The sequence below is a fragment of the Clostridioides sp. ES-W-0018-02 genome (genome assembly GCF_020658175.1).
Taxonomy (GTDB): domain Bacteria; phylum Bacillota; class Clostridia; order Peptostreptococcales; family Peptostreptococcaceae; genus Clostridioides.
Genome location: NZ_JACVVY010000001.1, coordinates 1,277,357 through 1,302,597, shown reverse-complemented (window position 1 = coordinate 1,302,597; position 25,241 = coordinate 1,277,357). Strand labels below are relative to the sequence as shown.

At 27.8% G+C, this 25,241-nt stretch carries 18 protein-coding genes; 16 read left to right on the top strand and 2 right to left on the bottom strand.

Translation table 11 applies throughout. The features are described from left to right. The first annotated feature begins 35 nt into the window (after positions 1-35). From IC219_RS05730 to IC219_RS05690, 9 genes are all read left to right on the top strand, one after another. Positions 36-1,352: an ABC transporter substrate-binding protein gene (locus IC219_RS05730; RefSeq protein ID WP_227845603.1), complete on the top strand. Its 1,317-nt coding sequence runs from the start codon at positions 36-38 to the stop codon at positions 1,350-1,352. Positions 1,353-1,450: 98 nt separating this feature from the next. After that, positions 1,451-2,368: a carbohydrate ABC transporter permease gene (locus IC219_RS05725; RefSeq protein ID WP_227830772.1), complete on the top strand. Its 918-nt coding sequence runs from the start codon at positions 1,451-1,453 to the stop codon at positions 2,366-2,368. A 15-nt stretch (positions 2,369-2,383) separates the two neighbouring features. Beyond that, the gene (locus IC219_RS05720) at positions 2,384-3,193 is read left to right on the top strand and encodes a carbohydrate ABC transporter permease (RefSeq protein ID WP_227432498.1); all 810 of its coding nucleotides are present in this window, start codon (positions 2,384-2,386) and stop codon (positions 3,191-3,193) included. 54 nt (positions 3,194-3,247) lie between these two features. Next, positions 3,248-4,996, top strand: a complete 1,749-nt coding sequence (locus tag IC219_RS05715; RefSeq protein WP_227830771.1) for a DUF4091 domain-containing protein — start codon at positions 3,248-3,250, stop codon at positions 4,994-4,996. Between the two features lie 261 nt (positions 4,997-5,257). Beyond that, positions 5,258-6,229: a glycoside hydrolase family 5 protein gene (locus IC219_RS05710; protein WP_227830770.1), complete on the top strand. Its 972-nt coding sequence runs from the start codon at positions 5,258-5,260 to the stop codon at positions 6,227-6,229. Positions 6,230-6,233: 4 nt separating this feature from the next. Next, positions 6,234-8,537 carry a glycosyltransferase gene (locus IC219_RS05705; protein WP_227830769.1) on the top strand — a complete coding sequence of 768 codons (2,304 nt, stop codon included), beginning with the start codon at positions 6,234-6,236 and terminating at the stop codon, positions 8,535-8,537. 10 nt (positions 8,538-8,547) lie between these two features. Continuing rightward, positions 8,548-9,624, top strand: coding sequence for a hypothetical protein (locus IC219_RS05700; RefSeq protein WP_227830768.1), 1,077 nt, complete (start codon positions 8,548-8,550; stop codon positions 9,622-9,624). A 16-nt stretch (positions 9,625-9,640) separates the two neighbouring features. After that, a complete protein-coding gene (locus tag IC219_RS05695) occupies positions 9,641-11,059 on the top strand; it encodes an MBOAT family O-acyltransferase (RefSeq protein WP_227830767.1) in 1,419 nt (472 codons plus the stop codon). Positions 11,060-11,074: 15 nt separating this feature from the next. Then, positions 11,075-12,283 carry an alginate O-acetyltransferase AlgX-related protein gene (locus tag IC219_RS05690; protein ID WP_227432504.1) on the top strand — a complete coding sequence of 403 codons (1,209 nt, stop codon included), beginning with the start codon at positions 11,075-11,077 and terminating at the stop codon, positions 12,281-12,283. 58 nt (positions 12,284-12,341) lie between these two features. Here the strand turns inward: IC219_RS05690 and IC219_RS05685 are convergent, their stop codons facing one another. Then, positions 12,342-13,730, bottom strand: coding sequence for a cation:dicarboxylate symporter family transporter (locus IC219_RS05685; RefSeq protein ID WP_227432505.1), 1,389 nt, complete (start codon positions 13,728-13,730; stop codon positions 12,342-12,344). Positions 13,731-14,068: 338 nt separating this feature from the next. On the opposite strand from IC219_RS05685, the gene IC219_RS05680 reads away from it, so the two are divergent. Continuing rightward, positions 14,069-15,403 (top strand): CoA-disulfide reductase, encoded by a 1,335-nt coding sequence (locus IC219_RS05680; RefSeq protein ID WP_227432506.1) that lies wholly within the window; start codon positions 14,069-14,071, stop codon positions 15,401-15,403. 159 nt (positions 15,404-15,562) lie between these two features. On the opposite strand, the gene IC219_RS05675 is transcribed toward IC219_RS05680, so the two are convergent. After that, positions 15,563-16,480 carry a ribonuclease Z gene (locus tag IC219_RS05675; RefSeq protein WP_227432507.1) on the bottom strand — a complete coding sequence of 306 codons (918 nt, stop codon included), beginning with the start codon at positions 16,478-16,480 and terminating at the stop codon, positions 15,563-15,565. A gap of 206 nt (positions 16,481-16,686) precedes the next feature. On the opposite strand from IC219_RS05675, the gene IC219_RS05670 reads away from it, so the two are divergent. The 6 genes from IC219_RS05670 to IC219_RS05645 all read left to right on the top strand — a co-directional run bounded on the left by IC219_RS05670 (position 16,687) and on the right by IC219_RS05645 (position 25,212). After that, positions 16,687-17,571, top strand: coding sequence for a DUF4846 domain-containing protein (locus IC219_RS05670; protein ID WP_227830766.1), 885 nt, complete (start codon positions 16,687-16,689; stop codon positions 17,569-17,571). A 207-nt stretch (positions 17,572-17,778) separates the two neighbouring features. Then, the gene (locus tag IC219_RS05665; RefSeq protein WP_227830765.1) at positions 17,779-19,686 is read left to right on the top strand and encodes a bifunctional metallophosphatase/5'-nucleotidase; all 1,908 of its coding nucleotides are present in this window, start codon (positions 17,779-17,781) and stop codon (positions 19,684-19,686) included. Between the two features lie 338 nt (positions 19,687-20,024). Then, positions 20,025-20,732: a response regulator transcription factor gene (locus IC219_RS05660; RefSeq protein ID WP_227830764.1), complete on the top strand. Its 708-nt coding sequence runs from the start codon at positions 20,025-20,027 to the stop codon at positions 20,730-20,732. Next, the gene (locus IC219_RS05655) at positions 20,726-22,036 is read left to right on the top strand and encodes a sensor histidine kinase (RefSeq protein ID WP_227830763.1); all 1,311 of its coding nucleotides are present in this window, start codon (positions 20,726-20,728) and stop codon (positions 22,034-22,036) included. The genes IC219_RS05660 and IC219_RS05655 overlap by 7 nt, the downstream gene beginning before the upstream one ends. A gap of 115 nt (positions 22,037-22,151) precedes the next feature. Beyond that, positions 22,152-22,835 (top strand): ABC transporter ATP-binding protein, encoded by a 684-nt coding sequence (locus tag IC219_RS05650; protein ID WP_227432512.1) that lies wholly within the window; start codon positions 22,152-22,154, stop codon positions 22,833-22,835. Then, positions 22,828-25,212, top strand: a complete 2,385-nt coding sequence (locus tag IC219_RS05645; RefSeq protein ID WP_227830762.1) for an FtsX-like permease family protein — start codon at positions 22,828-22,830, stop codon at positions 25,210-25,212. Before IC219_RS05650 ends, IC219_RS05645 begins: the two co-directional genes overlap by 8 nt. Positions 25,213-25,241: the final 29 nt, after the last annotated feature.

The window sequence follows — 25,241 nt, the reverse complement described above, 5'->3', positions numbered from 1 at the left end:
ATATTTTAAATGGAGTAAAATTATGTAGAATTACAATGAAAAAAGAAAAACCAAACAAGATGGAGGGAATTAAGGTGAGTATGTTGAAAAAATTGTGTTCACTAGCTATGGTGGCAATTATGACTACAACACTTATAACAGGGTGTTCAAGTGGTAGTGGAAAAGATGCAAAAAAGGATGGGGAAAAAGAAAAGCTAGTTCTTTGGATGCCACCAGTAGAAGATAATATGAAGGAAGTTTGGGACCCTATTTTAGATAAATTTGAGGAAAAAAATAACTGTGAAGTAGATTTACAGATAATTCCTTGGGAAAATTATTCAGAAAAATTTGCAACAGCCATAAGTGCTGATGAAGGCCCTGATGTTGGATATATGTATGCAGAAATGTATCCTCAGTTTATACAAAGTGGAGCAGTAGAAGATTTAACTGATTATGCAACTAAAGAGGATAAAGAACAATCTATTTACATAAAAACATCTGAAATGATGGGTGGAATGTATGGAATGCCATTCCAAGCAGCAAATCCAGGTGTATTATACTATAACAAAGATATTCTAGATAAAATAGGAGAAAAACCTCCTAAAACATGGGAAGATTTTAAAAGAATCTGCCAAAAAGCAACAAAGGATACTGATGGCGATGGAAAAATAGACCAATGGGGATTAGCTCAAGGATGGGGAGCTAAAACTTTTGGTAACATGAACTGGAACTGGTATCCATATTTATGGCAAGCTGGTGGAGATATATTTAATGATGATTTAAAATCAGTTAAATTTAATGATAAGAGTGGTTTAGAAGCAGCTAATTTCTTAAAAGAATTACAAGCATATGTACCTGAAGATTCTTTATCTAAAGATAGCAATGAAATGATAGAAAGTGTATTTGGACCAGGGAAAGCAGCCTTTACTATAATGTTGTCTTCTGCTGCAACAAGTGTATTTGATAAGTCATTCCCAGATTTAAATTGGGGATTTGTGACTGGTTTAGAAGACAAGAAAGCTGCAACTTTTGGAGCAGTAGACCATTTATCTTTAATGTCATCAGCAAAAGATAAAAAACTTGCATATAAATTAATACAACATATGTTAAGTGTTGAATCAATGACAGAATTCCATAAAGCGATACCAAGAGCACCAATAACAAAAGGTGAACCATATCAAGGTGATGAAAGATTTAAAGCAATGGTTGAAAATGATAAGGATGTATATAGACCATTGGTAGTAGGACCACATGGTGTTGAAATATATGAATATTTATGGAAAGAACTTCAAACTATGATTTCAGGAGATAAAACTCCAAAACAAGCGTTAGATGATGCTGCAAAATATTCAAATGATTTATTAGCACAATAAAAGTTTAAGGCTGTAAGATGTTATAAAATACTTTACAGATTAAAATTAGCATTGTATTTATAAGTACAATGCTAATATTTATATTGGAGAGGATAAAAATGAATAACTTAGTTAGAGAGTTTGAAGAAAATTCAACAAGAAAAAAATTAAAATTAAATATTAAACCATATATATACATATTACCATTGGGCATAATTTTAGTGGCATTTTATGTATTACCAATAATAATGTCAATATACTTTAGTTTTACAAAGTACAATATTATTAGTCCAGCAACATTTATAGGCTTAGAAAATTATAAAAAATTATTTACAGATGAGACATTAAAAGTATCTATTATAAATACGATTAAATTTGCTATTGTAGTAGTACCTTGCCAGACTATTTTATCGTTGATTTTGGCAGTTTGGATTACAGGAAAAGGAAATAGTAAAATAGCTTCATTTGCTAAAGGAGCTATATTTATACCTGTATTGTCGTCTATGGTTTTGATTGGTATGGTATGGAGAGCTTTATTAAATGGAGAAGGTTCAATTATATATCAATTGTTAGGTGCTTTTGGAATAGAATCATCTAAACTTTTGGGAGATAGTAAAACAGCACTCCCTACGCTTATGTTTATATCTATGTGGAAAAATATAGGATATTTTATGGTAATTTATATTTCAGCTATAATGAATTTACCAAAACATTGTTATGAGGTAGCAAAGGTTGATGGAGCTACAAAACTTCAAGAATTTATGAAAATAACAGTTCCACTACTAAAGCCAACTACAATAATGGTTGTGTTTTTAGGAACAATATGGTCGTTACAAGTATTTGACTTGGTTTATACTGTGACAGGTGGAGGTCCAGGGATATCTACTATGAGTATAGTTATGCATGCATTTAACTTAAACTTTAAAAACTTCAATTCTGGATATGCAATGACTGTAGCAAATGTATTATTTTTGTTGATAGCAGTAGTTTCAATTTTACAAAATAAACTTGTAAAACGAGACAGTTCAGATTTTTAGAAAGGTAGGTATAATATGAAAACAACAAAGAGATTATTGAGTGATGGGTTGCTATTATTTATAGCATGTGCAAGCTTAGTACCATTTATATACATGTTGATAATATCATTAAAGGTAACCTATAATTCGTACAATTTGGATATATCTTTTTCAACAGTAACACTTCAAAACTATATAGATATATTTACTAAAAAAGGATTTACGCAATATTTTTTAAACACAGCCATAGTATCTTTTTCAGGAGTACTGTTAAACTTAGTATTTAGTACATTAGCAGGGTATTCTTTTGCGAAGATGGATTTTAAAGGTAGTGATAAGTTATTTTTATTTATGATAATGACTTTAATTATACCATCTCAGGTTACAATGATACCACTTTATATAATAATGAAACACTTAGGATGGATAAATAGTTATTTGGCTCTTATTATGCCAATACCAACTGCATTTGGTGTATTTATAATGAGACAAGCTATTTTAGGAGTACCAAAAGAACTCTTAGAATCAGCAAAAATAGATGGTTGTTCAGACCTTAGAATTTTAGTACAAATAGTGTTACCTCTAATCAAACCAGCATTAATTACACTAGCTATATTTACTTTCATGGGAGCATGGAATGAGTTTATGTGGCCTCTTATAGCAACAACTAAAGATGCAATGAGGACATTAACAGTAGGGTTATCCACTCTTAAGACATTCCAGATAACAAATTATGGACAAATGATGGCAGGAGCAACAATAACATTTTTACCTCCATTTATTTTCTATTTAATTTTACAAAGTAAATTTGTTGAGGGTGTATCTTTATCTGGTATAAAAGGTTAAATAGTCTAATTTAAAAATACAAAATAAAACTATAGATGCGGAGGAAATCAAAACATGGAAATTTCATATATATTGAAAGATTGCACATTTAAACACAATAAATACTCAGTTATAGAAGCTGAAACTTGGGAACATAAGGATTTAAATATTGTAGTAGCTAAAGGTGAAAAATTTGCATTTCAAATTATGCTGAAAGCTACAGAAGAATTTAATTGCACAATTGATGGTAGTAGTGCTATATCATGGAAAGGCTTGGGAAATAGAGTAAGATTAGGTCTAAATGTGCCTGATGGATTAGAAAATAATTTTAGTATAAATATATTAGGGTACGTTCAAGATGATACAAAAGCATTTGTAAATGATGCTATTTTGAGAGATAAAGATGTACTAGTGGAACAATATTTGCCTCAAACGTTTTGGATTGAAGGGCAAGTACCTGAGGATTTTTTAGGAAATAAGTTTAATATAAGTATTGATATATTCAAAAGTTTTGGTTATGAAGATGAAGAAAAAGTTTTTACAGTTGATGTGCCTATAGAAGTAAAAAATGTTGTGTTAAAGCCTTTGGACGAAAGTAAATTCTTTTTAGATTTATGGCAACATCCAAGTTGTCTAGCTAGAATGTATAAAGTTGAATTGTGGTCTGATATACATTTTGAGATAATAGATAATTATCTCAAAGAACTAGCATCTTTAGGAGAAAAAGTTGCAACAGTTATAGTTTCAGATTATCCATGGGCAGGTCAAAGTTGTTATAAAGTCTATAAAAATCCATCAAACTTATATGAATACAACATGGTAGGTGTCTCAAAAGATTTAGATGGAAATATCAAGTGTAATTTTGAAAGCATGGACAAGTATATAAGTATAGCTAGTAAGTACAAAATGGCTCAGGAGATAGATTTATTTGGTCTGTTAGGTAATTGGTGTGCTGGAGAGTTTGGAAACCCTATAGAGGCCTATAAAGACCCTATAAGAGTAAGATACTTTGATGAAAAAGACAAAGTGTTTAAATTCATAAATAATACAGATGATTTAAAAGAGTATATAGGATTAGTATTAAATCATTTAATAGAATGTGGTCTATGGGATAGCATCAGAATTATAGCCGATGAACCAAATAATCCAGAGGTTGTAAAAGAGTGTATCAAATTTATAAACTCTACTGTAAGTACTCATCAAGTTAAATATAAATCAGCAACTCATGACCAAAACTTTTTAGATAGAGCTAAAGATGAAGTTGATGACATGTCAATAAATTTAAAACTTACTATTCAAAATTATAAAAATATAGAAAATCTAAAGAAAAAAATGCATGATAAAGGTGGAATATTGACTTGGTTTGTTTGCTGTTTCCCAGAAAAACCAAATAGTTTTATAAGTTCTCCTTTTGTAGAAAATAGAATAATAGGGTGGTACACTTATTATTTTGGTCTTGATGGATTTTTAAGATGGGATTATAATTTATGGACAGAAGACCCTTGGAAAGACGCAAGTTACAAATTCCCTATTTGGAAAGCTGGAGATATGTTCTTTGTTTATCCTGGAAAAGATTTAAAGCCTGTTAGAAGTGTTAGAATGGAAAACTTAAGATTTGGCATACAAGATTTTGAGTTATTTACTATGTTAGAAAAAGAAAAGGGAAGAGAATATATAGAAGTTGAGCTTATGCAAACTCTATTAAATAAAAAAGAAAATGCTGAAATTAAAGGTTTCGGAAATATAGAGCTTGGATATTCACTAGATAATTTTGGATATGATAAGGTCAAAAAACAAGTTTTAGATTTGTTAGATAAGTTATAAAAAATATAAGGCATTATATCGAGAAATAATCAAAGTTATTTTAAGATATACTGCCTTATATTTTTTTAAAAGTATATTTAGAATAAAATTTATAAAGAAGCATAATTAGAGATAACATGATATAATTTAATTTGTTATAATAGGGTACTAATGATATTAAAGCTTCTATAGATAGACTAAAACTAGTAAAGTAATATTATACAAAAAATAAGTTAGGGGGAGAGGAACATAAAAAGAATAGGTATTAGTATAGCAGCCTTTTTGAGTATAGCTTTTATTGGATTTTATTTTATAATAAGAGGAGATAGCGATAAAGTTACAATGCAACGAGGAATAAACATAGGTAATGCGTTAGAATCACCAAAAAATTTTCCTTGGGATGTTAAAATGTCAAATAAGTATTTTGATGATATAAAAATGGCAGGTTTTGATACAGTTCGTATACCAGTAAGATTTTCTGATTACACCTCAGATTCTAATGATTATAAAATTGATGAAGAATTCTTCAAAAAGATTGATGGGCATATAAAGTATGCTTTGGATAAAGAGTTAGTAGTTGTGTTAGATTTACATCACTTTGAAGACATTATGAAAGAACCACAAACTAATAAAGAGAAGTTTTTAAAAATATGGCAACAAATAGCTAATAGATATCAAAAATATGATAAAAAATTGGTTTTTGAATTATTAAATGAGCCTAAAGAAAGCCTATCTCCACAGTTACTAAATGAATACTTTAAAGAAGCTATAAATATAATTAGAAAAACTAATCCTAAAAGGACAATTATAGTGGGTCCATACAATTACTACCAAATTGATTATTTAAAGGATTTAAATATTCCTAAAAATTCTAATATAGTAGTTTCATTTCACTATTATGAACCAAATGATTTTGCATTCCAAGGAAATATCTATCATAAAGGGTTTGAGAACTTAAGCAATATTACTTGGGAAGGAACAAATGAACAACTTGAATATCTAAAGAAAAGATTTGATACAGTAGAGAAATGGGCTAATAAAAATAATGTAAAAGTTTTATTGGGAGAGTTTGGAATAACAAAAGAGGCACCAGAAGCTTCAAGAGTAGCTTGGATAAAAGCAGTAAGAGAAGAGGCTGAAAAACGAAATTTTTCATGGGCTTACTGGGAACTTGCCTCTGGATTTGGAATATATAATCAAGTTGAAAGTACTTGGGATGAAGATATATTGAATGCACTAGTAGGAAAGAGGTGATTTGATGAAGAAAAATTCAAAAAAGGTACTTATAACCTTAACTATTATTACTAATATTATATATATATTGTGGAGAATTTTTTATACAATACCTAAAGAAGAAGGGATGTTTGCATTAATTTGTGCGATAATACTACTTTCAGTGGAGTTAATAGGGATGATGGAAATGTTTGTACATTATTATGGAATGTCTAATATTGAGTATCCTGAAAAGCCAATTATAAGTGAAGAACTTTATCCACCTGTGGATGTATTTATTGCAACATATAATGAGTCTGTTGACTTGGTAAGAAAAACAATAAATGGATGTCTTCATATGCAATATCCTGATAAGAAAAAGGTACATATATATATATGTGATGATGGTAATCGTGAAGAAATGCGTCTTCTGTCAGAAAAAATGGGTGTCAATTATATAACTAGAACAGAAAGAGAAGGAGCCAAAGCTGGAAACCTAAATAATGCAATGCAGCATACAAACTCTCCTTTGATTGCTACATTTGATGCAGATATGATACCAATGCATGATTTTTTAATTGATACAGTACCATACTTTTTAAAAAATGAACAGGCTAAAAAAGATGGAGAAAAAGAACAATACGAAAAGATTGGTTTTGTGCAAACACCACAAAGTTTCTATAATCCAGATTTATTTCAATTTAATTTACACTCTGAAGGTAGAATTCCAAATGAACAAGATTATTTTTATAGAGATATTCAATTAGCTAGAAATAAAACCAATTCTGTAATTTATGGTGGTAGTAATACGGTTATTTCAAGAGAAGCTTTAGATGAAGTTGGAGGATTTTATACTTTTTCTATCACAGAAGATTTTGCAACAGGGATTTTAATTCAAAGTAAAGGATATAGATGCTATGCTATTCCAGAAGTACATGCATCAGGATTATCTCCAATAGATTTAAAAAGCCTTATTAAACAACGTGAAAGATGGGCACGTGGATGCATACAGACAGGTAGACGATTGAATATTTTGTTTAGAAAAGGTTTAGGATTTTGGCAGAAAATAAGTTATATTTCTTCAATTACTTATTGGTATGCAAGTATAAAACGCTTTACTTATATAATGGCTCCCATTTTATTTTCAGTCTTTAATGTAATTGTTGTAAAATGCACATTACTTCAAGTATTGATATTTTGGTTACCTATGTATATTTTAAGTAGTTTATCCCTTAAAATATTTTCTCAAAATATAAGAAACACAAGATGGACTAATATATATGAAACTATAATGTTTCAGTCTTTAATGCCAGCAGTAATACTTGAAACATTTGCAATATCTAAGAATAAATTTTCAGTAACCAATAAGAGTAAAGCAGAAGAAAAAAGAATATATAAGGTTTTGCAAGGAGCACCATATTTTATATACATAGTGCTATCTATAATAGGAATCTTAAAGATGTTTATATCAATATTTAAAATGAATTCAATGACATACTCAGTCGTACTGTTTTGGTTAATTGGAAATCTTTTTAATCTTGTTATGGCCATGCTGTTTATATCAGGAAGACAACAATTAAGAAAATCTGAGCGTTATGTTGCTGAAATTGATTTTAAACTAAAGCAAAATTCGTACATTTTTTCTTCAAAAACAATTGATATATCAGAAAATGGATTTGCGTTTTTGTTGGAAAATCCAGAGTATATTTCTCCAGAAGAATTTGAGGTAGAGTTTAAAGAAAAATCAGGAAATGAAATATATATAGCCAGTATGAAGGCAAAGATAGTTAATGTTGTGGAAATAAACTCAAAGTGGAAGTATGCATGTTACATTACACACATTGAAGATAATCAATTTGATAATTGGATGTGTATTGTTCATGATAGGGTGCCGACTTTGCCAATGACAATATCTAATCAATTAGGTTTTTTTGATGACTTGCAAATTAATGTAAAAAAACGTATTGAAAAATCTAAAACTTTATCGAGAAGAAGTCCAAGAATTAATACAGATTTCCAAAGTGATATAGAACATATAGGTAAGGTAAAACTGGTAAATTTTAACTATCAGTATGTATTACTAGGTTTTGAAAATAAAGATATTTATCCTCAAAAAATAGAAATAGAACTTAATGAAAATATTATACTTGAGTGTGATTTATGTGAAGGTAAAGCTGATATGAGGGGTGTTTTATACAAAGTAAATAATATTGATAGTATAATGCAAAATTTATTTTTAAGAGAGGAAATGATGGAGTGGATATTACAACATAAAACAATTATAATTTCAAAACCTAATGAAAAGAAAGACGAATGCACAGATGAGTTTGAGCCAATGAAATATATTTAGGAGAGATAAAATGAAAATTTTAAAAGTGTTTTTGTGTTATTTAAAATATTTTATTTTAGTGTTTATTTTTTTTATAAACAGTACTTTTACAAGTTCAGGAATAAGTAATAAAAATTTAGATTTATCTTTTAAAAAGGTGGAAAGTAATTTAAGTGCTAACATTATACATGAAAATACAAGTATAAAAATAGAGACAGATAGTTCTAAAAATAATAAAGAACGTTATCTATATGTTTATAAAAATATAAAAGATGACTGGAATGTATTCCATAATTTTTATATTGAGATTCAAAATAAGAATAAGAGTCCTCAGCGAATTAATTTAAATATACAAAGTAAGGATACGCTTGACTTTAAGTTAAAAGAAGGTAGCGAAATATTTATTGAAAATCAAAATATAATATATTCAGATAAAATAAAAGATGGATGCATAGATATACCAGGTGAGTTTGAGGGAAAAATTTATGTGAATTTTAGCAGTTTTATAAATGATAAAAATAATGTCATGTTAGATTCAGATGTTCTATCAGATATTAACGGGTGGGGAATCACATTTATTCCATCTAGTGAAGAACATAATGTTATTACTATAAGAAAAGTATCTTTACTTTTAGAGGAGCAACTTGAATCCTTGCATAATATTAAAATAATTGGTGATGAAGAAGTACAAATACCTGTATTGGGTCAAAGTATAAGTCAATATAAAGTGTCGGGACTGGAACAGAGTTCAAAAATTAAGTACTCATTTGTAGAAAAACAAAACAATGTAAATATATCTCAGGAAGGTAAATTAACATTAAATAATGAAGTACAACCTGGAGAAATTATTTTAAAAGTTAATGTTGATGACAAGTTTAAAGTTGGAAAGAAGATAGTATTGACTCAGTCTTGGAGTATTAATCAAAAAGATAAAGATGGTGTTCCGTATACCTTAGTATCACCTAAACAATCACCAACCGTACAAAATATGAAAACAGTAAATGCTATGAATAATAGTGTAAATTTTATTCGCATTTTATTTATATCCTTATTAGCAATATGCTTAGGGATATACTTATATTGGAAAAAACACTTAAAAACTGAGTAAAGAGAGGAGGTATAGCATGTTATTTTCAAGTTTGATTTTTTTATTTTATTTTTTGCCAATAACTTTGGTATTATATTATTTATTTAGATTTAATCGGACAATCCAAAATATGATATTACTTATTGTTAGTTTATTTTTTTATGCCTGGGGAGAGCCGAAATTTGTTGTTATTATGATAGCTTCTATAATAATGAATTATATATTTGGTTTGATAGTAGACAGATATAGAAAAAGTAAAGTAAAAGTAAAGATTATTTTGATTTTGATGTGTATATATAATATAGGTGTTCTATTTATATTTAAATATCTAGCTTTTGCACTAAGAAATATTAGTTCGCTTATTAACACAGAACTTGCGATTCCAAGCATTGTTTTACCTATAGGTATTTCATTTTTTACCTTTCAAGGAATGTCTTATGTTATAGATGTTTATCGTGGACATGGAGAAGTTCAAAAGAATCCTTTTTATGTAGGATTATATATAGCTTTTTTCCCACAATTAATAGCAGGGCCTATAGTTAGATATGAAAGTGTTGCAGAACAAATTCATAACAGAAAAGAAACATGGAATAAATTTTCTATTGGAACATGTAGGTTTATAACTGGTTTAGGTAAAAAAATAGTAATTTCTAATAATATGGCAATAGTAGCAGATTATATTTACACTATGAATAGTCAAGGTTCAATAGCTACATCGTTGGCTTGGCTTGGTTCAATAGCTTATACTTTACAAATATTTTTTGACTTTTCTGCGTATTCAGATATGGCCATAGGTTTAGGTCTTATGTTTGGTTTTAAATTTGAAGAAAACTTTAATTACCCATATATTTCAAAATCAATTTCTGAGTTTTGGAGAAGATGGCATATTTCTTTAGGAATGTGGTTTAAGAGTTATATATACTTTCCACTTGGTGGTTCTAGAGTTTTAAATAAAGACATTATGATTAGAAATATGTTTATAGTATGGTTATTTACTGGAATATGGCATGGTGCAGAATGGACATTTGTGATTTGGGGGATTTTGAATTTTGTTTTTTTAATTATAGAGAGATTTATAATGTTTGAAAAGATTGAAAATCATAATCTCATAAAACATATTTATACTTTACTAGTAGTAAACTTTGGATGGGTACTGTTTAGAGCTCCAAATTTAAATGAAGCATATAACTATTTTAAAGCTATGTTTGGTGCAAGTGGAGTTATGTGGAGTGACTATACATATATGTTCTTGAAAGAATATTTGATTTTCTTTATATTTGCATTTATTTTTAGTGTACCTATTGCAAAAAAAGTTAATAAATTTGTTGTTGAACAAGCTAAATACAGTACATTATTTAATTTATTTTATCCAATTTGTTCTATTTTATTGTTCTTTATTTCTGTGACATATTTAGTAACTGGAAGTTATAATCCATTTATTTACTTTAATTTTTAGCTGAGGAGGAAAAGTATGAATAGATTTTTTAAAGTAAGGCTAATAACTACAATTATATTCTTAGTTGTTTTATTCACCTTCTCTATCTCTAATATCTGTTATTCTGGAAAAGATATGATACAAGAAATAAAAAAATCAATTAATGATAAGAATAGTTTAAAGGATACTATATCGTCTATTGATAATACAGTAAATGACAAAGTGATATATAAAAATACTTTTATTGAAACTTATGGATATTTGCAAAAACTAATGGGTAAAAATGAATTTTCAAAGTTTAGTGTTGTGAAAGATACTTCTGGCAAAATGCATTACACATATTTTGCTAAATCTCCAAATCAAGTTGATGTATTGTCAGACAGAGTAAGTAAGTTCTCTAAGGAAATGGATAAACAAAATACTAAATTAGTTTATTTAATGACTCCAGATAAATATATAAAAGGAGTAACACAGTTTCCTAAAGGCATACCTTATTCCTATAGTAATGAGACAGCAGATAATTTTTTAAATGAACTAAAAAATGATAATGTTGACTATATAGATTTTAGAAAAAATATTTTAAAAAGTGGTATTTCAAAAGATGAGTTATTCTTTAAAACAGACCACCATTGGAAAGTAGAGACTTCTTTTTGGGCATTTGGAGAATTGATTGAACAGCTTAATAAAAAATATAACATGAAATTAGATGAAAATTATTATTATAGAGATAAAGAAAACTATAATTCGATTGTATATCCTAGGTCATTTCTTGGTTCTATGGGAAGGAAGACGGGAATTTTATATGGTGGAATAGATGATTTTACACTAATTTATCCTAAATTTAAGACGAATTATACATACTATACAGATTCTAAATCTCAAAAATTTGAATTAAAAGGAAGGTTTGAAGAGAGTTTGATATTATCATACCCTTTTAATGCTGACCTTAATTTAATGGATGGACAATCAGATAAATATTTTACATACTTATTGGGGAATCGTCCACTAGTTAAAATTAAAAATATAGAAAATCCAGAAGGATTAAAAGTGTTATTTGTTAAGGACTCATTAATTGTACCAACAGCAGCATTCTTTTCTTCTGTTTGTTCAACTATGGATATGATAGACCCTAGATACTATGATGGAGATATATTAGAATATGCAAAGTCTCAAGATTATGACTTTGTTTTTATATCTGTATATCCTCAAAACCTTACAAAAGAATTTTTTCCATTTTGTAAATAAAATAAAAAATAAATGGCTAACTTTGTACTATGTTAGCCATTTATTTTTATAATATTTTTTAAGAAATGTTTTTCTTATTGAATACTTCTTTATCAACTTTTCCAAGTGACTTACCTACAGTAATTGAAGATACCATAGCACCATTGACATTTATCATTGTACGTCCCATATCTAGTATAGGGTCTATTGCAAGTATTCCACCAACTAGTGGGAAATAAGAGCCAAGACCTACTCCAGAAATAACAACTGAAACAGCTATTGTAGCAGTTCCTGGAAGACCTGCTATTCCAAGTGAACTAATTGTTATAACAATTAACAGCATAACATAAAAACTAATATCCATATTTACTCCAGCCATATTAGCAAGAGTAACAGCCATTAAAGCAGGATATATGCCAGCACAACCATTCATACCCATGTTTGCACCTAAACTTGCTGTAAAGCTTGATACACCCTCATCGACTCCGTGATTTTGTACTAAACTTTCTATCGTAACAGGTAATGTTCCCAAACTAGAACGTGAAGTAAATGCTAGAAGTAGAGCTTCAGTTGAATTTTTTATATAAGTAATAGGATTTAGACCATTTAAAGTTATAAAAATTAAATGTATAACAAATAATATTGCAACTGATATATAAAGAGCTAATATAAAATATAAAACAGAAATTATTGAACTAATACCTTGTGAAGTTATTGTATTAGCAAGTAGTGCAACTACAGCATAAGGCATAAATTTGATAACAGTCATAGATACACTAACAATTATCTTGTAAGATGCTTCTATAAAATCTATAAATGGATTTATAGTTTCAAAATGTTTTTTACTTAATCTCTTTACTGAGGTACCTATAAATGTAGCAAATATTATTGTAGCTACAATATTTCCATTTGCCATAGCCATTACAGGATTTGATGGTAATAATCCTCTTAAAGTATCTACAAGAGAGTTTATTTCCTTAAGCTCTTGATTTCCACCTAAACTGGATAAATCAGCTCCTACTCCTAATCTCATCGTGTTTGCAACAACAATTCCAACAATTGCTGCTATAGCCGTAGTAATAAGGAGCATTCCTAAAGATTTAAATGTCAAAGTTCCAAGGTTATTATCTTTCATGTTAATAATTACTTTTATAATTGATAAGAAAACCAAAGGTATTACTAACATTTTTAATAAGTCCATAAATCCAGAACCAAATAAACTATACCATTTGCTTACTTCTTGTAACCAAGTAATTTGAGTTGTATCAGTAGGAAAACCAGCAAAAGCTTGAATAATAATTCCCAATATAAGACCAATTATTGTAGCATATATTGTTCTCAATGAAAATTTGATTTTTTTCTTTTCAAATTGTCTAACAATAAAAAATATACCTATAAGTAATAATATGAAAAAAATCGTTTTAAAATCTGTAATCATAAGAAATTGTGATAAGAATGAGTTTTCCAATATTTTTTCTCCTTTGTCTAAAAATAAATTTTTCTAAGCTTAAATGATATCAATATATTAAAAAAATGTCAATATTATATCACAATTTACCGAGATAGAATAAAATAATTTAATTTATCAAAATATGATTAAATAGATGAAAAGGGGGTATAATATATGTTTAAAGACTTTGAATTAGATTAATGGATGTAAGAACAACTTTTATAAAATTTGATTTCAAATAAAAAGATGTTAAAAAAATAACTAAAATTATCATGAAAATATATACATAGAATAGATATTAAATGAAAAGTTTAAACTAAGTAGAGAAATTAATTAGACGTCTAAGGAGAGATAAAATGAGAGTAATAATAATTGGTGGTGTTGCAGCTGGTATGAGTGCTGCAGCGAAATTAAAAAGAATTAAACCTGAATACGAGGTTGTAGTTTATGAAAAAACTGAAATAGTGTCTTTTGGAGCTTGTGGGTTGCCATATTTTGTAGGTGGTTTTTTTGATGATGCTAATGATTTATTGGCAAGAACACCTGAAAAACTTAGAGAATCGGGCATTGATTTAAATATATTTAGAGAGGTTGTTGCAGTTGATACTAAGTCTAAGAAAATAAAAATAAAAAATGTAAAAACAGATGAGATATACGAAGATTACTATGATAAATTGATGATAGCAACTGGGGCAAGAAGCATTCTGCCTCCTATAAAAAATATAGATTTAAAAAATGTTTCTACACTAAAAAGCCTATATGATGGAGAATATCTAAAAAAATTATTAAGTGGAAAAGAAATAAAAAAAGTAACAATAATAGGTGCTGGATTTATAGGATTAGAAGCAGTTGAAGCATGCAAAAAATTAGGTAAAGATGTACATGTAGTTCAATTGGAAGAGAGAGTATTACCACAAGTATTTGATAAGGAAATTACAGATGTCTTAGAGGATGAAATAAGAAATCACGATGTAAAATTACATTTGGATGAGATAGTTGTAGAATTGTCTGGAAAAGATAAAGTGGAAAAAGTAATAACAAATAAAGGTACAATAGATACAGATGTTGTAATAATTGCTACTGGTGTAAAACCTAACACGGAATTTTTACAAAATACAAATATAAAAACATTAAAAAATGGAGCTATAGTAGTTGATGAATATGGCAGGACTTCTGTTGAAGATATATATTCTGCTGGTGATTGTGCAACTATAAAGAATATAGTGAGTAATGAAAATGCATATATACCTTTAGCAACTGGAGCAAATAAATTAGGTAGGATAGTAGGAGAAAACTTAGCAGGTAAAGAAGTCTCTTATCAAGGTTCTCTATCCTCAAGTTGTATAAAGGTTATGGATATGGAGGCTGCCTCAACTGGAATTACAGAGAAACAAGCTAGTGATTTGGGATTAAACTTCAAATCCAAATTTATTTCTGATTATAATCAAACTCACTATTATCCTGGAAGAAATAAAATATATGTAAAACTTATTTACGATGCAGAGACAAAAGTTATTTTAGGTGGACAAGTAGCTGGTTTTAAAGATGCTGTTCAAAGAACTAATGTGTTGGCAGCTGCTATCTTTGGAAAAATGACCACAAGTCAACTTGGGATGTTAGATTTATGTTATGCTCCACCATTTGCAAGAACCTGGGATGTATTAAATGTAGCTGGAAATGTATCTAAATAATTTTATCTAAATAACTATTAATAATTAAGTAACTATTAATAAATTAAATAACAGTAATAAATATTAAAGGAATGAGTTTACCCTAAAATAATTTTATCTAAGGTAAGTTCATTCCTAAATTTTTATTAAGTATAATTTTTACTAAAGCTGTAAAATTAATTATTCATCAAAATTTAAGTGTAAGCTAAGTCTATCTTCACCAATAATCGTATTTTCAAAAACATTAGTAGCATTTTCTAAGTACATGTTAGGCATATCTAATGATGGGCTAAAGTGTGTCAATAAAAGTTGCTTAACATTTCCTAGTTTTGCAAGGTTTGCAGCTTCTCTAAAAGTCATATGCTTATTTTTGACAGCTTTTGAAATATCTAAATCATCACCATACATAGCTTCACATATAAATAAATCGCTATCTTTTATAAAGTTAGGTATTGAGTCTATAGGTCTTGTATCTGTTGTAAGACTTACTTTAACTCCTTTTCTTGGTTCTCCTAAAACCATGTCTGGAGTGTATTTTTTTGAATTTAAAACTACACTTTGACCATCCTGAAGATTTTTCCATATTGTTTTAGGAACTTTATTTTGAGTTGCTTTATTTATATCAAATTTAGGATTTCGTTTAAAATTAAAACTGTATCCTATACACTCTATAGAGTGTTCTAAATGGATTGTTGAAATCTCTATGTTTTTCAAATACTCATTATCTAAAGAAAAACTACCTTGAGGATTTTCTATAATTTTTAAAGTATAGGGTATGTATTCTACTAAATTTCTCATAGAACGAATACAATCAATTATTCCAATAGGACCAACTATAGTTAAATCACTTGTACGACCGCTATTTCCAATCGTTGATAGAAGCCCTAAAAGTCCAAATATATGGTCACCATGTAAATGTGTTATACAAATCAAGTCTATATCTTTAAAGCCACATTTTTTCAACTTCATAGATACTTGAGTGCCTTCACCACAATCAATTAGTATTTTTCTGCCTTTATAATTCATGAATACAGAAGACAAAAATCTATGTGGCATGGGTACATTTCCACCACATCCAAGTAAAGTTAAATCTATCATTTTTTCCCCTTTCTAAAATTAACACAAATCTGTTGTTTGTTTTTATTATGATATCCTATTATAATTATTTTAACATTAAATACAACAATAAATGTGCATTTGAGTCAAGAAATATTAGTAAATAGAAATTTTGTATAATAGTATACAAGAACTCTATAAGTATAACTTTACATTTATTTTTGAAAAATTTATAGGAGGTAAATCTAATGAAACTGTCAAAGAAAATTACTATTTTATCATTGATGATGTTGACTTTAGTTGGATGCAGTAATGGGGAAAGTAAAAAAACAGTTGAAGGTTCTAACCATATTCAAAATTCTAAAAAAGAAGAGCAATCTATCGTAGTACATAAAGATGAAAATATATTAAAAGATAGGTATGAGCCACCAAAAGGATTTAAAAGGGTTGATGTAGAAAAAGGTAGCTTTGAAAGTTTTTTGAGGAATACTAAGTTGAAAAATTATGGTGAGAAAGTTAAGTATTACGATGGTAGAACTAAGGAATCAAAAGGTATCTATGATAGTGTATTCGATGTCAATATTGGTGATAGAGATTTGCATCAATGTGCAGATGCAATTATGCTTATGAGAGCAGAATACCTGTATCAGAATAAGAGATATGATGAAATAAGCTTTGACTTTGTGGATGGTTTTAAGGCTAAGTATTCAAAATGGGCAGAAGGATATAGGATTTCAGTAAAAGATAGTGGTTCAAGTTGGTATAAAGCAAGTGAATATTCAACATCATATGATAGTTTTAGAAAATTTATGGATATAGTATTTGCTTATTCAGGCACTTTATCACTTGAAAAAGAATTAAAACCTGTGCAACTTGATGATATGAAAATAGGGGATGTTTTTATAGTTGGAGGCAGTCCAGGACATGCAAGTATAATTATGGATATGGCAGAAAATGAAAAAACTGGAGAAAAGGTCTTTATGATAGCTCAAAGTTATATGCCTGCTCAACAAACTCAGCTTCTTATTAATCGTAAACAACCAAATTTAAGTCCTTGGTATAACTTGGATTTTGAGGGGGATTTAACAGTTCCTCAATGGACTTTTAAAAGAGACCAGCTAAAAAGGTTCTAAAAAATACATATAAAATAAATGAAAATATAAGTGTGAAAAAATGTAACTAGATTAAAACTTGTTGGATATGGACAAAATTAAATTGATAGATAAATATTAAAATCGAAATGATTAACTTCATATATTCTAATATTTATCTAAAAAGCTTTATCTTAAAATAAGAGTCTTATTTTAAAGCTGAAACTAATTTTAGGAGGATAACTTATATTGAAAATTAGAAGATATTTAATTTTAGTAATTATAATTCTAATTACAACAGGCCAGAGTTTTATTTCTTATGGACTAGAGAGTTTTGAAGAAAGTTATAAAAGTGTAGAACAATTAAATAACTTTAAGCACAAAATAGAGAACTCATCTAAAGAAATAACAATTTTTCACACTAATGACATACATGGAAGATATGCTGAAGGTGATGAATATATACAAATAGGTAATCTAGCTACATTAAAAAAGGAAACTCCAAATTCAATTTTAGTAGATGCAGGAGATTGCTTACATGGGTTACCAATAGTAAATATGAATAAAGGTGAAGATGCAATTAAATTAATTAAAAGTGTTGGATATGACTATATTACTCCAGGAAATCATGACTTCAATTATGGAAAGGATAGATTATTAGAGCTATCTAAAATTGCTAATTCAGGAGATAAAACTTTAAAATTTTTAGCATCAAATATATTTGAAGATGATAAGAACATATTTGACAGTAATGATATAAAAGAAATAGATGGTATAAAAATAGGATTTTTTGGGCTTACAACCCAAGAAACAAAAAGTAAGACAGGCTCTAAAAATGTAGAAGGATTAGAGTTTAGAAATCCTATAGAAAGTGCAAAAGAGCAAGTAAATGAATTAAAAAGAAAAGGTGCTGATGTAATAGTTGCAATATCACATATTGGAACTAATAGTTTAAGTAAGCCAAATAGTATAGATATAGCAAATAAAGTTAATGGTATTGATTTAATTATTGATGGTCATAGCCATACTAAGTTTGAAAATGGTAAACAGGTTGGTGATACACTGATTGTAAGCACAGGGCAATATCTAGAACATATTGGTGAAGTAAAGTTAACATTGGATACTAATGATACAGAACATATAAAAATAGAAAATAAATCAGCAAGATTAATTGAAAAAGAAGAAGCATTAGAGTATAAGCTTGATTCTAACATAAGTGAAAAGATTGGTGAAATAAAGAAACAGCAGGAACAAGTTTTAGATAAAGTGATAGGAGTAACAAAAAATACTCTAGATGGCTCATATGAAAATGTAAGGACAAAAGAAACGAATCTAGGAAATTTAATAGGTGATATCTTATTAGATAAAACTAAAGCAGATATTTCGCTATTTAATGGGGGGAATATAAGAGATACAATTGAAAAAGGGGATATAACAATAGGAAGTATTGCAGATGTATTCCCTTTTAGCAATACTATAGTTACTAAAAAACTTACAGGAGAACAAATTAAAAGTGTTTTAGAACATGGAGTAAAACTGTATCCAGAAAAAAATTCAGCCTTTTTACAAGTGGGTGGAATCTCATACTATTTTGACCCAAAGCAGAAAGAAGGAGAAAAAATAACTGGTATTATGAAAGATGGAAAATCACTTGACATGAATAAAGAGTATACAGTTGCAACCAATGATTATATAGCACTAGGTGGAGATGAATTTCCTTGCTTATCAAAAGAACCAATGTTAGAAGATTTTGGAAGTTTAGAAAGTGCAGTAATTGAGTATATAGAGTATAAAAAAGAAATCTGCAAGAGTGTAGATGGAAGAATTAGCATTAAAACTAAGGAAGAATTGATAATTAAAAGTAATGAGAGTAACTTAGTATTAAATGGTGATGAAGATAATTTAAATGATAGTGAAGACAGTGCAAATAATGAGGATACTAAAAACTCAAATGAGAATAAACGTAAAAATTTAGATAAAATGAAAGCTAGAGAAAGTTCTAATATAAAAGCATCTAAAGCAGAAATTAAAGAAAAATCTCCTAAAACAGGCGATTTAGGTATCAAAGATAGTATGTTTATATTTGTAGCTTCGAGTGTTTTAATTTACTTATTAAATAATAATCAGATAAATTTAAAAAATAAAAAAGTAAAATGAAATTAGTAATAAAATCAATAATAAAATAGAATTAATAATTATTTATTGATAAATAGGTATTGATTATTATATAAAATACAAACCTAAGCAAAGGTAATTGGATGTTTAAATACTGGATTACCTTTGTTTTTTTATTTATGTATAGTAATATCGAATCAATAATTGTACCCTTGATTAAAAACAAATATATTATTAACTTATCATTGGTATGTTTATTTTATTATCTAAGTGTGTAAAATCTTCTTGATGATTAAAAAATATTTATAAATTGTCAAATAAAATGGCTTAGTTAGTATGATATAATTTAGCTAGTATACATAATAATGGAGGAGAAAAACATGAATAATATATTACTTTTAGAAGATGATAAATCTTTAAATAGAGGGATTAGCTTTAAATTAAAAAAAGAGGGATACAATGTTTTTAATACATTTAGTATAGAAGAGGCAAGAGGTATTTTTTTTAAAGAGAATATAAATTTAATTATTTCTGATATAGGTTTACCAGATGGAAGTGGGTTTGATTTTTGTGAGGAGATTAGAAAGAAAAGTGATGTTTATATAATAATGCTTACAGCACTTGATGAAGAAGTGGATATTGTTACAGGTTATGATTTAGGTGCAGATGATTATATTACAAAGCCATTTAGTTTGATGGTATTAATCTCAAAAGTAAATGCATTTATGAAAAGGGTAAACACAGTAAAAAATTACACTTTACTGGTTTGTGATGATTTGTTTTTTTATTATATAGAAAATAAACTGATTATAAAAAATGATGACAAGGAAGAAGAAATAATTTTAAGTAAAACAGAGACTAAACTATTAAGATATTTGATGGAAAATTCAATGCAAGCTTTGACCAAAGAACAACTATTAGAATCTTTATGGGATAGTAGTGGTAATTTTGTAGATGATAATACAGTTGCAGTAAATATAAGAAGACTTAGACAAAAAGTAGAAAAGAATCCTTCTGAACCTAAGTATATAAAAACAGTAAGAGGAGTTGGATATATATGGGGTGAAAGGAGTATAAAAAAATGTTAAAAGATATAAATACCAAAGAAAATTTTAGTATTAAAGAGGACTATATAATGAAAAAGGCTGTTATATATTCTATTTTATCCATGCTTGTGGTAACACTTGCATTTATATTTTTTGAATATAATAGACTATATGTTTTATATGAACATCAAATAAAAAATACTCAAAGTATGGCAGGTATGTTGATTGAAAAATATCCAGATGATGAGGTAGATATAGTAAAGTCTATTTATAATTTTGACTATAGTAATGCAGAGGTTGGAGAAAAAGCACTTGAAAAATTTGGATATGGGCTAGAAAATAAAATGTCAAATGATAAAAACTTTGGCATATATTTAAAATCTTTTTTTAAAGAATCAATTTTTGTTTTTTTAATAATGTTTATAGCCGTTACAGGAATAATATATTATTTTATAAGATACATAAACAAAAGATTAAGCAAGATTTATTTTATAGTGGAGCAAATGGCACAAGAAAATTATTTAAAAGAAGGTAGCAAGTTAGATAATTCTGGCTATTTGGTAGAATATAATGAGTATTTTAGAGAGGGTACATTTAGTAAGATTAACAATTGCCTGTATGAGTTAAATAGAAGTTTAAAGATAAAATTTATTAAATTAGAAAAAGAAAAGGAAAGTGTAAAATCATTAGTAACAGACATTTCTCATCAATTAAAAACTCCCTTAGCATCATTAAAATTATATAATACATTACTTATAGAAGAAGACTTAGACGAAGATGAAGCACATGAGTTTTTATTAACTAATAAAAATTCTATAAATAAATTGGAAAATTTAATAAATTCTTTAGTTAACATATCAAGACTAGAGATTAGTATGATAAGCATAAAAAAAGAAGATAATGACATAAAAAGTACTATTTTAAATGCTATAGAAAGTATAACTCCTAAAGCGAGAATTAAAAATATAACATTAAAAATAAATGAATTTAATAGTAGAATTATACCTCACGATAAAAAATGGACTGAGGAAAGTATTTTTAATGTATTAGACAATGCTGTTAAGTATACAGAAAGAAATGGAGAAGTAAATATATCCATAGAAGAGACTGTAAACTATTTTAAAATCATAATAGAGGATAATGGTAGAGGAATTGCAAAAAATGAATTTAATAACATATTTAAACGTTTTTATAGAGGAACAGATGAAGAAATTGAATCTATAGAAGGTAGTGGTGTAGGATTGTATTTAAGTAGAAAAATTTTGGAAGAACAAGGTGGTAATATCATGGTATCTTCTAATCTAGGAAAAGGAAGTAAGTTTTCTTTGTTTCTTACAACTATGTAATGTTTACTGAAAGGAGAATGTAATCCTCTACATATATTATATAAGTATAAACAGCTCCACAAATTAGAAGTAGATGATTAAGGAGCAACATAACTTAGAGTGAGGGGATAATTTTATGAAAATACTATATACTGAAAGTTTATCAAAACATTATGGAGAAGGAGAAAGTTTAGTAAAAGCTTTAGATGATGTAAATTTAGAAATAAATGAAGGTGAATTTGTAGCTATAATAGGTAAATCTGGTTCTGGAAAAAGTACATTGTTACATATGATAGGTGGTCTCGATATACCTACATCTGGCAAGGTATACATTGATAATAAAAACATATTTACATTGAAAGAAGAAGAACTTGCTGTATTTAGAAGAAGAAAAATAGGCTTTATATTTCAAAGCTACAATCTAATTCCATCTCTTAATGTATGGGAAAATGTAGTATTACCAATCGGTCTAGATGGTAGAACTGTGGATGAACAATTTATAAAAGACCTTTTAAAATCTTTGGGGCTTGAAAATAAACACGATGTTTTACCAAATACATTATCAGGAGGTCAACAACAAAGAGTAGCAATAGCAAGAGCTTTGGCAACAAGACCAGCCATAATACTTGCTGATGAGCCAACTGGAAACTTGGATTCCAAAACATCAGATGAAGTTATGAGTATACTAAAGTCTATGTCTAAAAAATATAGTCAAACTTTGGTTATGATAACTCATGATGATAGTATAGCTCAAATGGCTGATAGAGTTATATTTATAGAGGATGGTAAGGTGTCAAAGGTTGGTGACAAAAATGATTAATACTACTAAAATAGCAAAAAGTAATGTAAAACAAAATAAATCAAAAAGTATATTAATAATAATAACTATAATACTTTCAACATTGATGCTTTCATCTATAGGTATTTATATTGTCGATACAAGAGAATATCAAAAGGAAAATACAATAAAGTATTCAGGCAATTATCAAGGAGTATTAGCAAATGTAAATGAAAAACAAGCTGAAATATTAAGTAATCATGCAGATATTGAACTAGCTGGAAAAATGAATGGAGTGGGTGTTGAGAAGCTAGAAGATGATACAACCATTTCATTATCATATATGAATGAAGAGGGTTTAAAATTAAATAATTTTGAATTTATAAAAGGAAAATTACCAACAAAAGAAAATGAAATAGTACTAGATAGTGGAGCTTTAAAAGCATTAGGTCATGGTCAAAAATTAGGTGAAAAAATAAAAGTACCTTATGATGATTATAAAAGCGACAAAAGAATAGAAAAAGAATTTATAATAACTGGAATCTTAGAAACTAGTGAAATATATGAAGCAGGAAAGAATTATTCTGCTATTATATCAGAAACATATATGAAAAATACTAGAGATATGTCACAAGAAGATTTCAATATATATGTTAAATTAAAAGATAAGAGTGATTTATCTATAGAACAGGCAAAAGAAAAATTAAATAAGATTGCAAATGATATAGGATTAGATACTAATAATATACTTGTAAATGAAAATTATATAAATGCTTTAAAACCAGATAGTGAAACAATGATAGGAGGAGTTCTTATAGGCTTAGTAATTGTATTGTCTAGTATATTGGTAATATACAATATATTCTACATCTCAATAGTTACTAAAGTACAAGAATTTGGAAAACTTAGAGCAATTGGTGCAACTAAAAAACAAGTAAAAGCAATAGTGTTTAAGGAAGGCTTTATATTAGCAGGAATAGCAATACCAGTAGGAACAATTTTAGGTTATGCACTTGCAAATATTATAATAAAATCATTTATGGATGTAGATGTAAAATCATCACAATTACCAGTGCTATTATTGGTTGTGGTAATAAGTTTTATATCTGTTGTTTTATCACTTTTGAAACCAATGAAAGTAGCTTCAAAGGTATCTATAGTTGATGCAGTAAGATATACTGGAAATGAAATAAGTGGTAAAAATGATAGAAAAGGACATAAAAATATAAATTTAAAGAATTTATCAAAAGCAAATTTAGAAAGAAATAAAAAGCGTACTTATATGACACTGACATCTCTTATGTTAAGTGGAACTATATTTATAACAGTATCTACTGCTTTAGAAAGTTTTAATGCTGAGAAGATGGCTAGAGAGCATTTTCCTTATGATATAGAAGTTAGATTTACTGGATATGAAATGGATAGCGACAAGAATCCTGAAAGTAATTTGAATATTCTACAAATGAATAATCCATTAGGTAAAGACTTTTTAAACCAAGTAAAGAGTATAGAAGGAGTCAAAAAAACTGAATTAGGAAATTCTGTAAAAATTGGGATGGAGGATTATAATGTTGAGTTTAAACATGACCTTTTACAGAGCATAAATGAAAATGATGTGAAGGATTTAAATAAAAACCTAATAGATGGAAAAATAAATTTTGAAGGGTTACAAACAGGAAACGAAATAGTCATTACTCACCTTGATACAGCAAAAGAAATGGGTGTAAAGGCTGGAGATAAAATAAAATTAACTCTATATGATGGAGATAAAGAGATAAAAAAAGAATTTAAAGTTCAAGCAATAGCTATGGGAACTCCAAGTTTTGGTATAGGAAAAGATTTTATAGATAGAGTTTTGAAATATGATACAACAAGTACCATTGGAATATATACTGAAGAAGGAAAATATCAAGAAGTTAAAGATGCTATAAAGAAAATTGCTAAATCTAATGGATATTTAGAAGCGGATTTTTTAGATAGTAGAATAGAATCAAATAAGATGATGATTTCATTTATAAAAATAATGGGCTATACTTTAACTGGTATAATAGGTGTTATTGGATTTATGAATCTTGTAAATACAATGATAACTAGTATAGTTACTAGAAAAAAAGAACTTGGTATGCTTCAAGCAATTGGACTTACTAATAGACAATTAGTAAAAATGCTTAATTCAGAAGCTATATATTATACTTCTAGAATGATGATAGGAAGTATTGTCTTTGGAGGTATATTAGGATACATTGCAGTTGTATTTTTAAGAAAAACTGGATTATCTTATGCAACATATGCATTACCAATAGTACCAATTTTATTTATGGTTGTATTTATCCTTATAGCTCAATTTATAACAACTTATTTAATAGGAAGAAGCTTTAACAAAGAATCTCTTATTGATAGAGTAAGATATAGTGAATAAAAATATATAAAAAGCTATATTTAATTTTT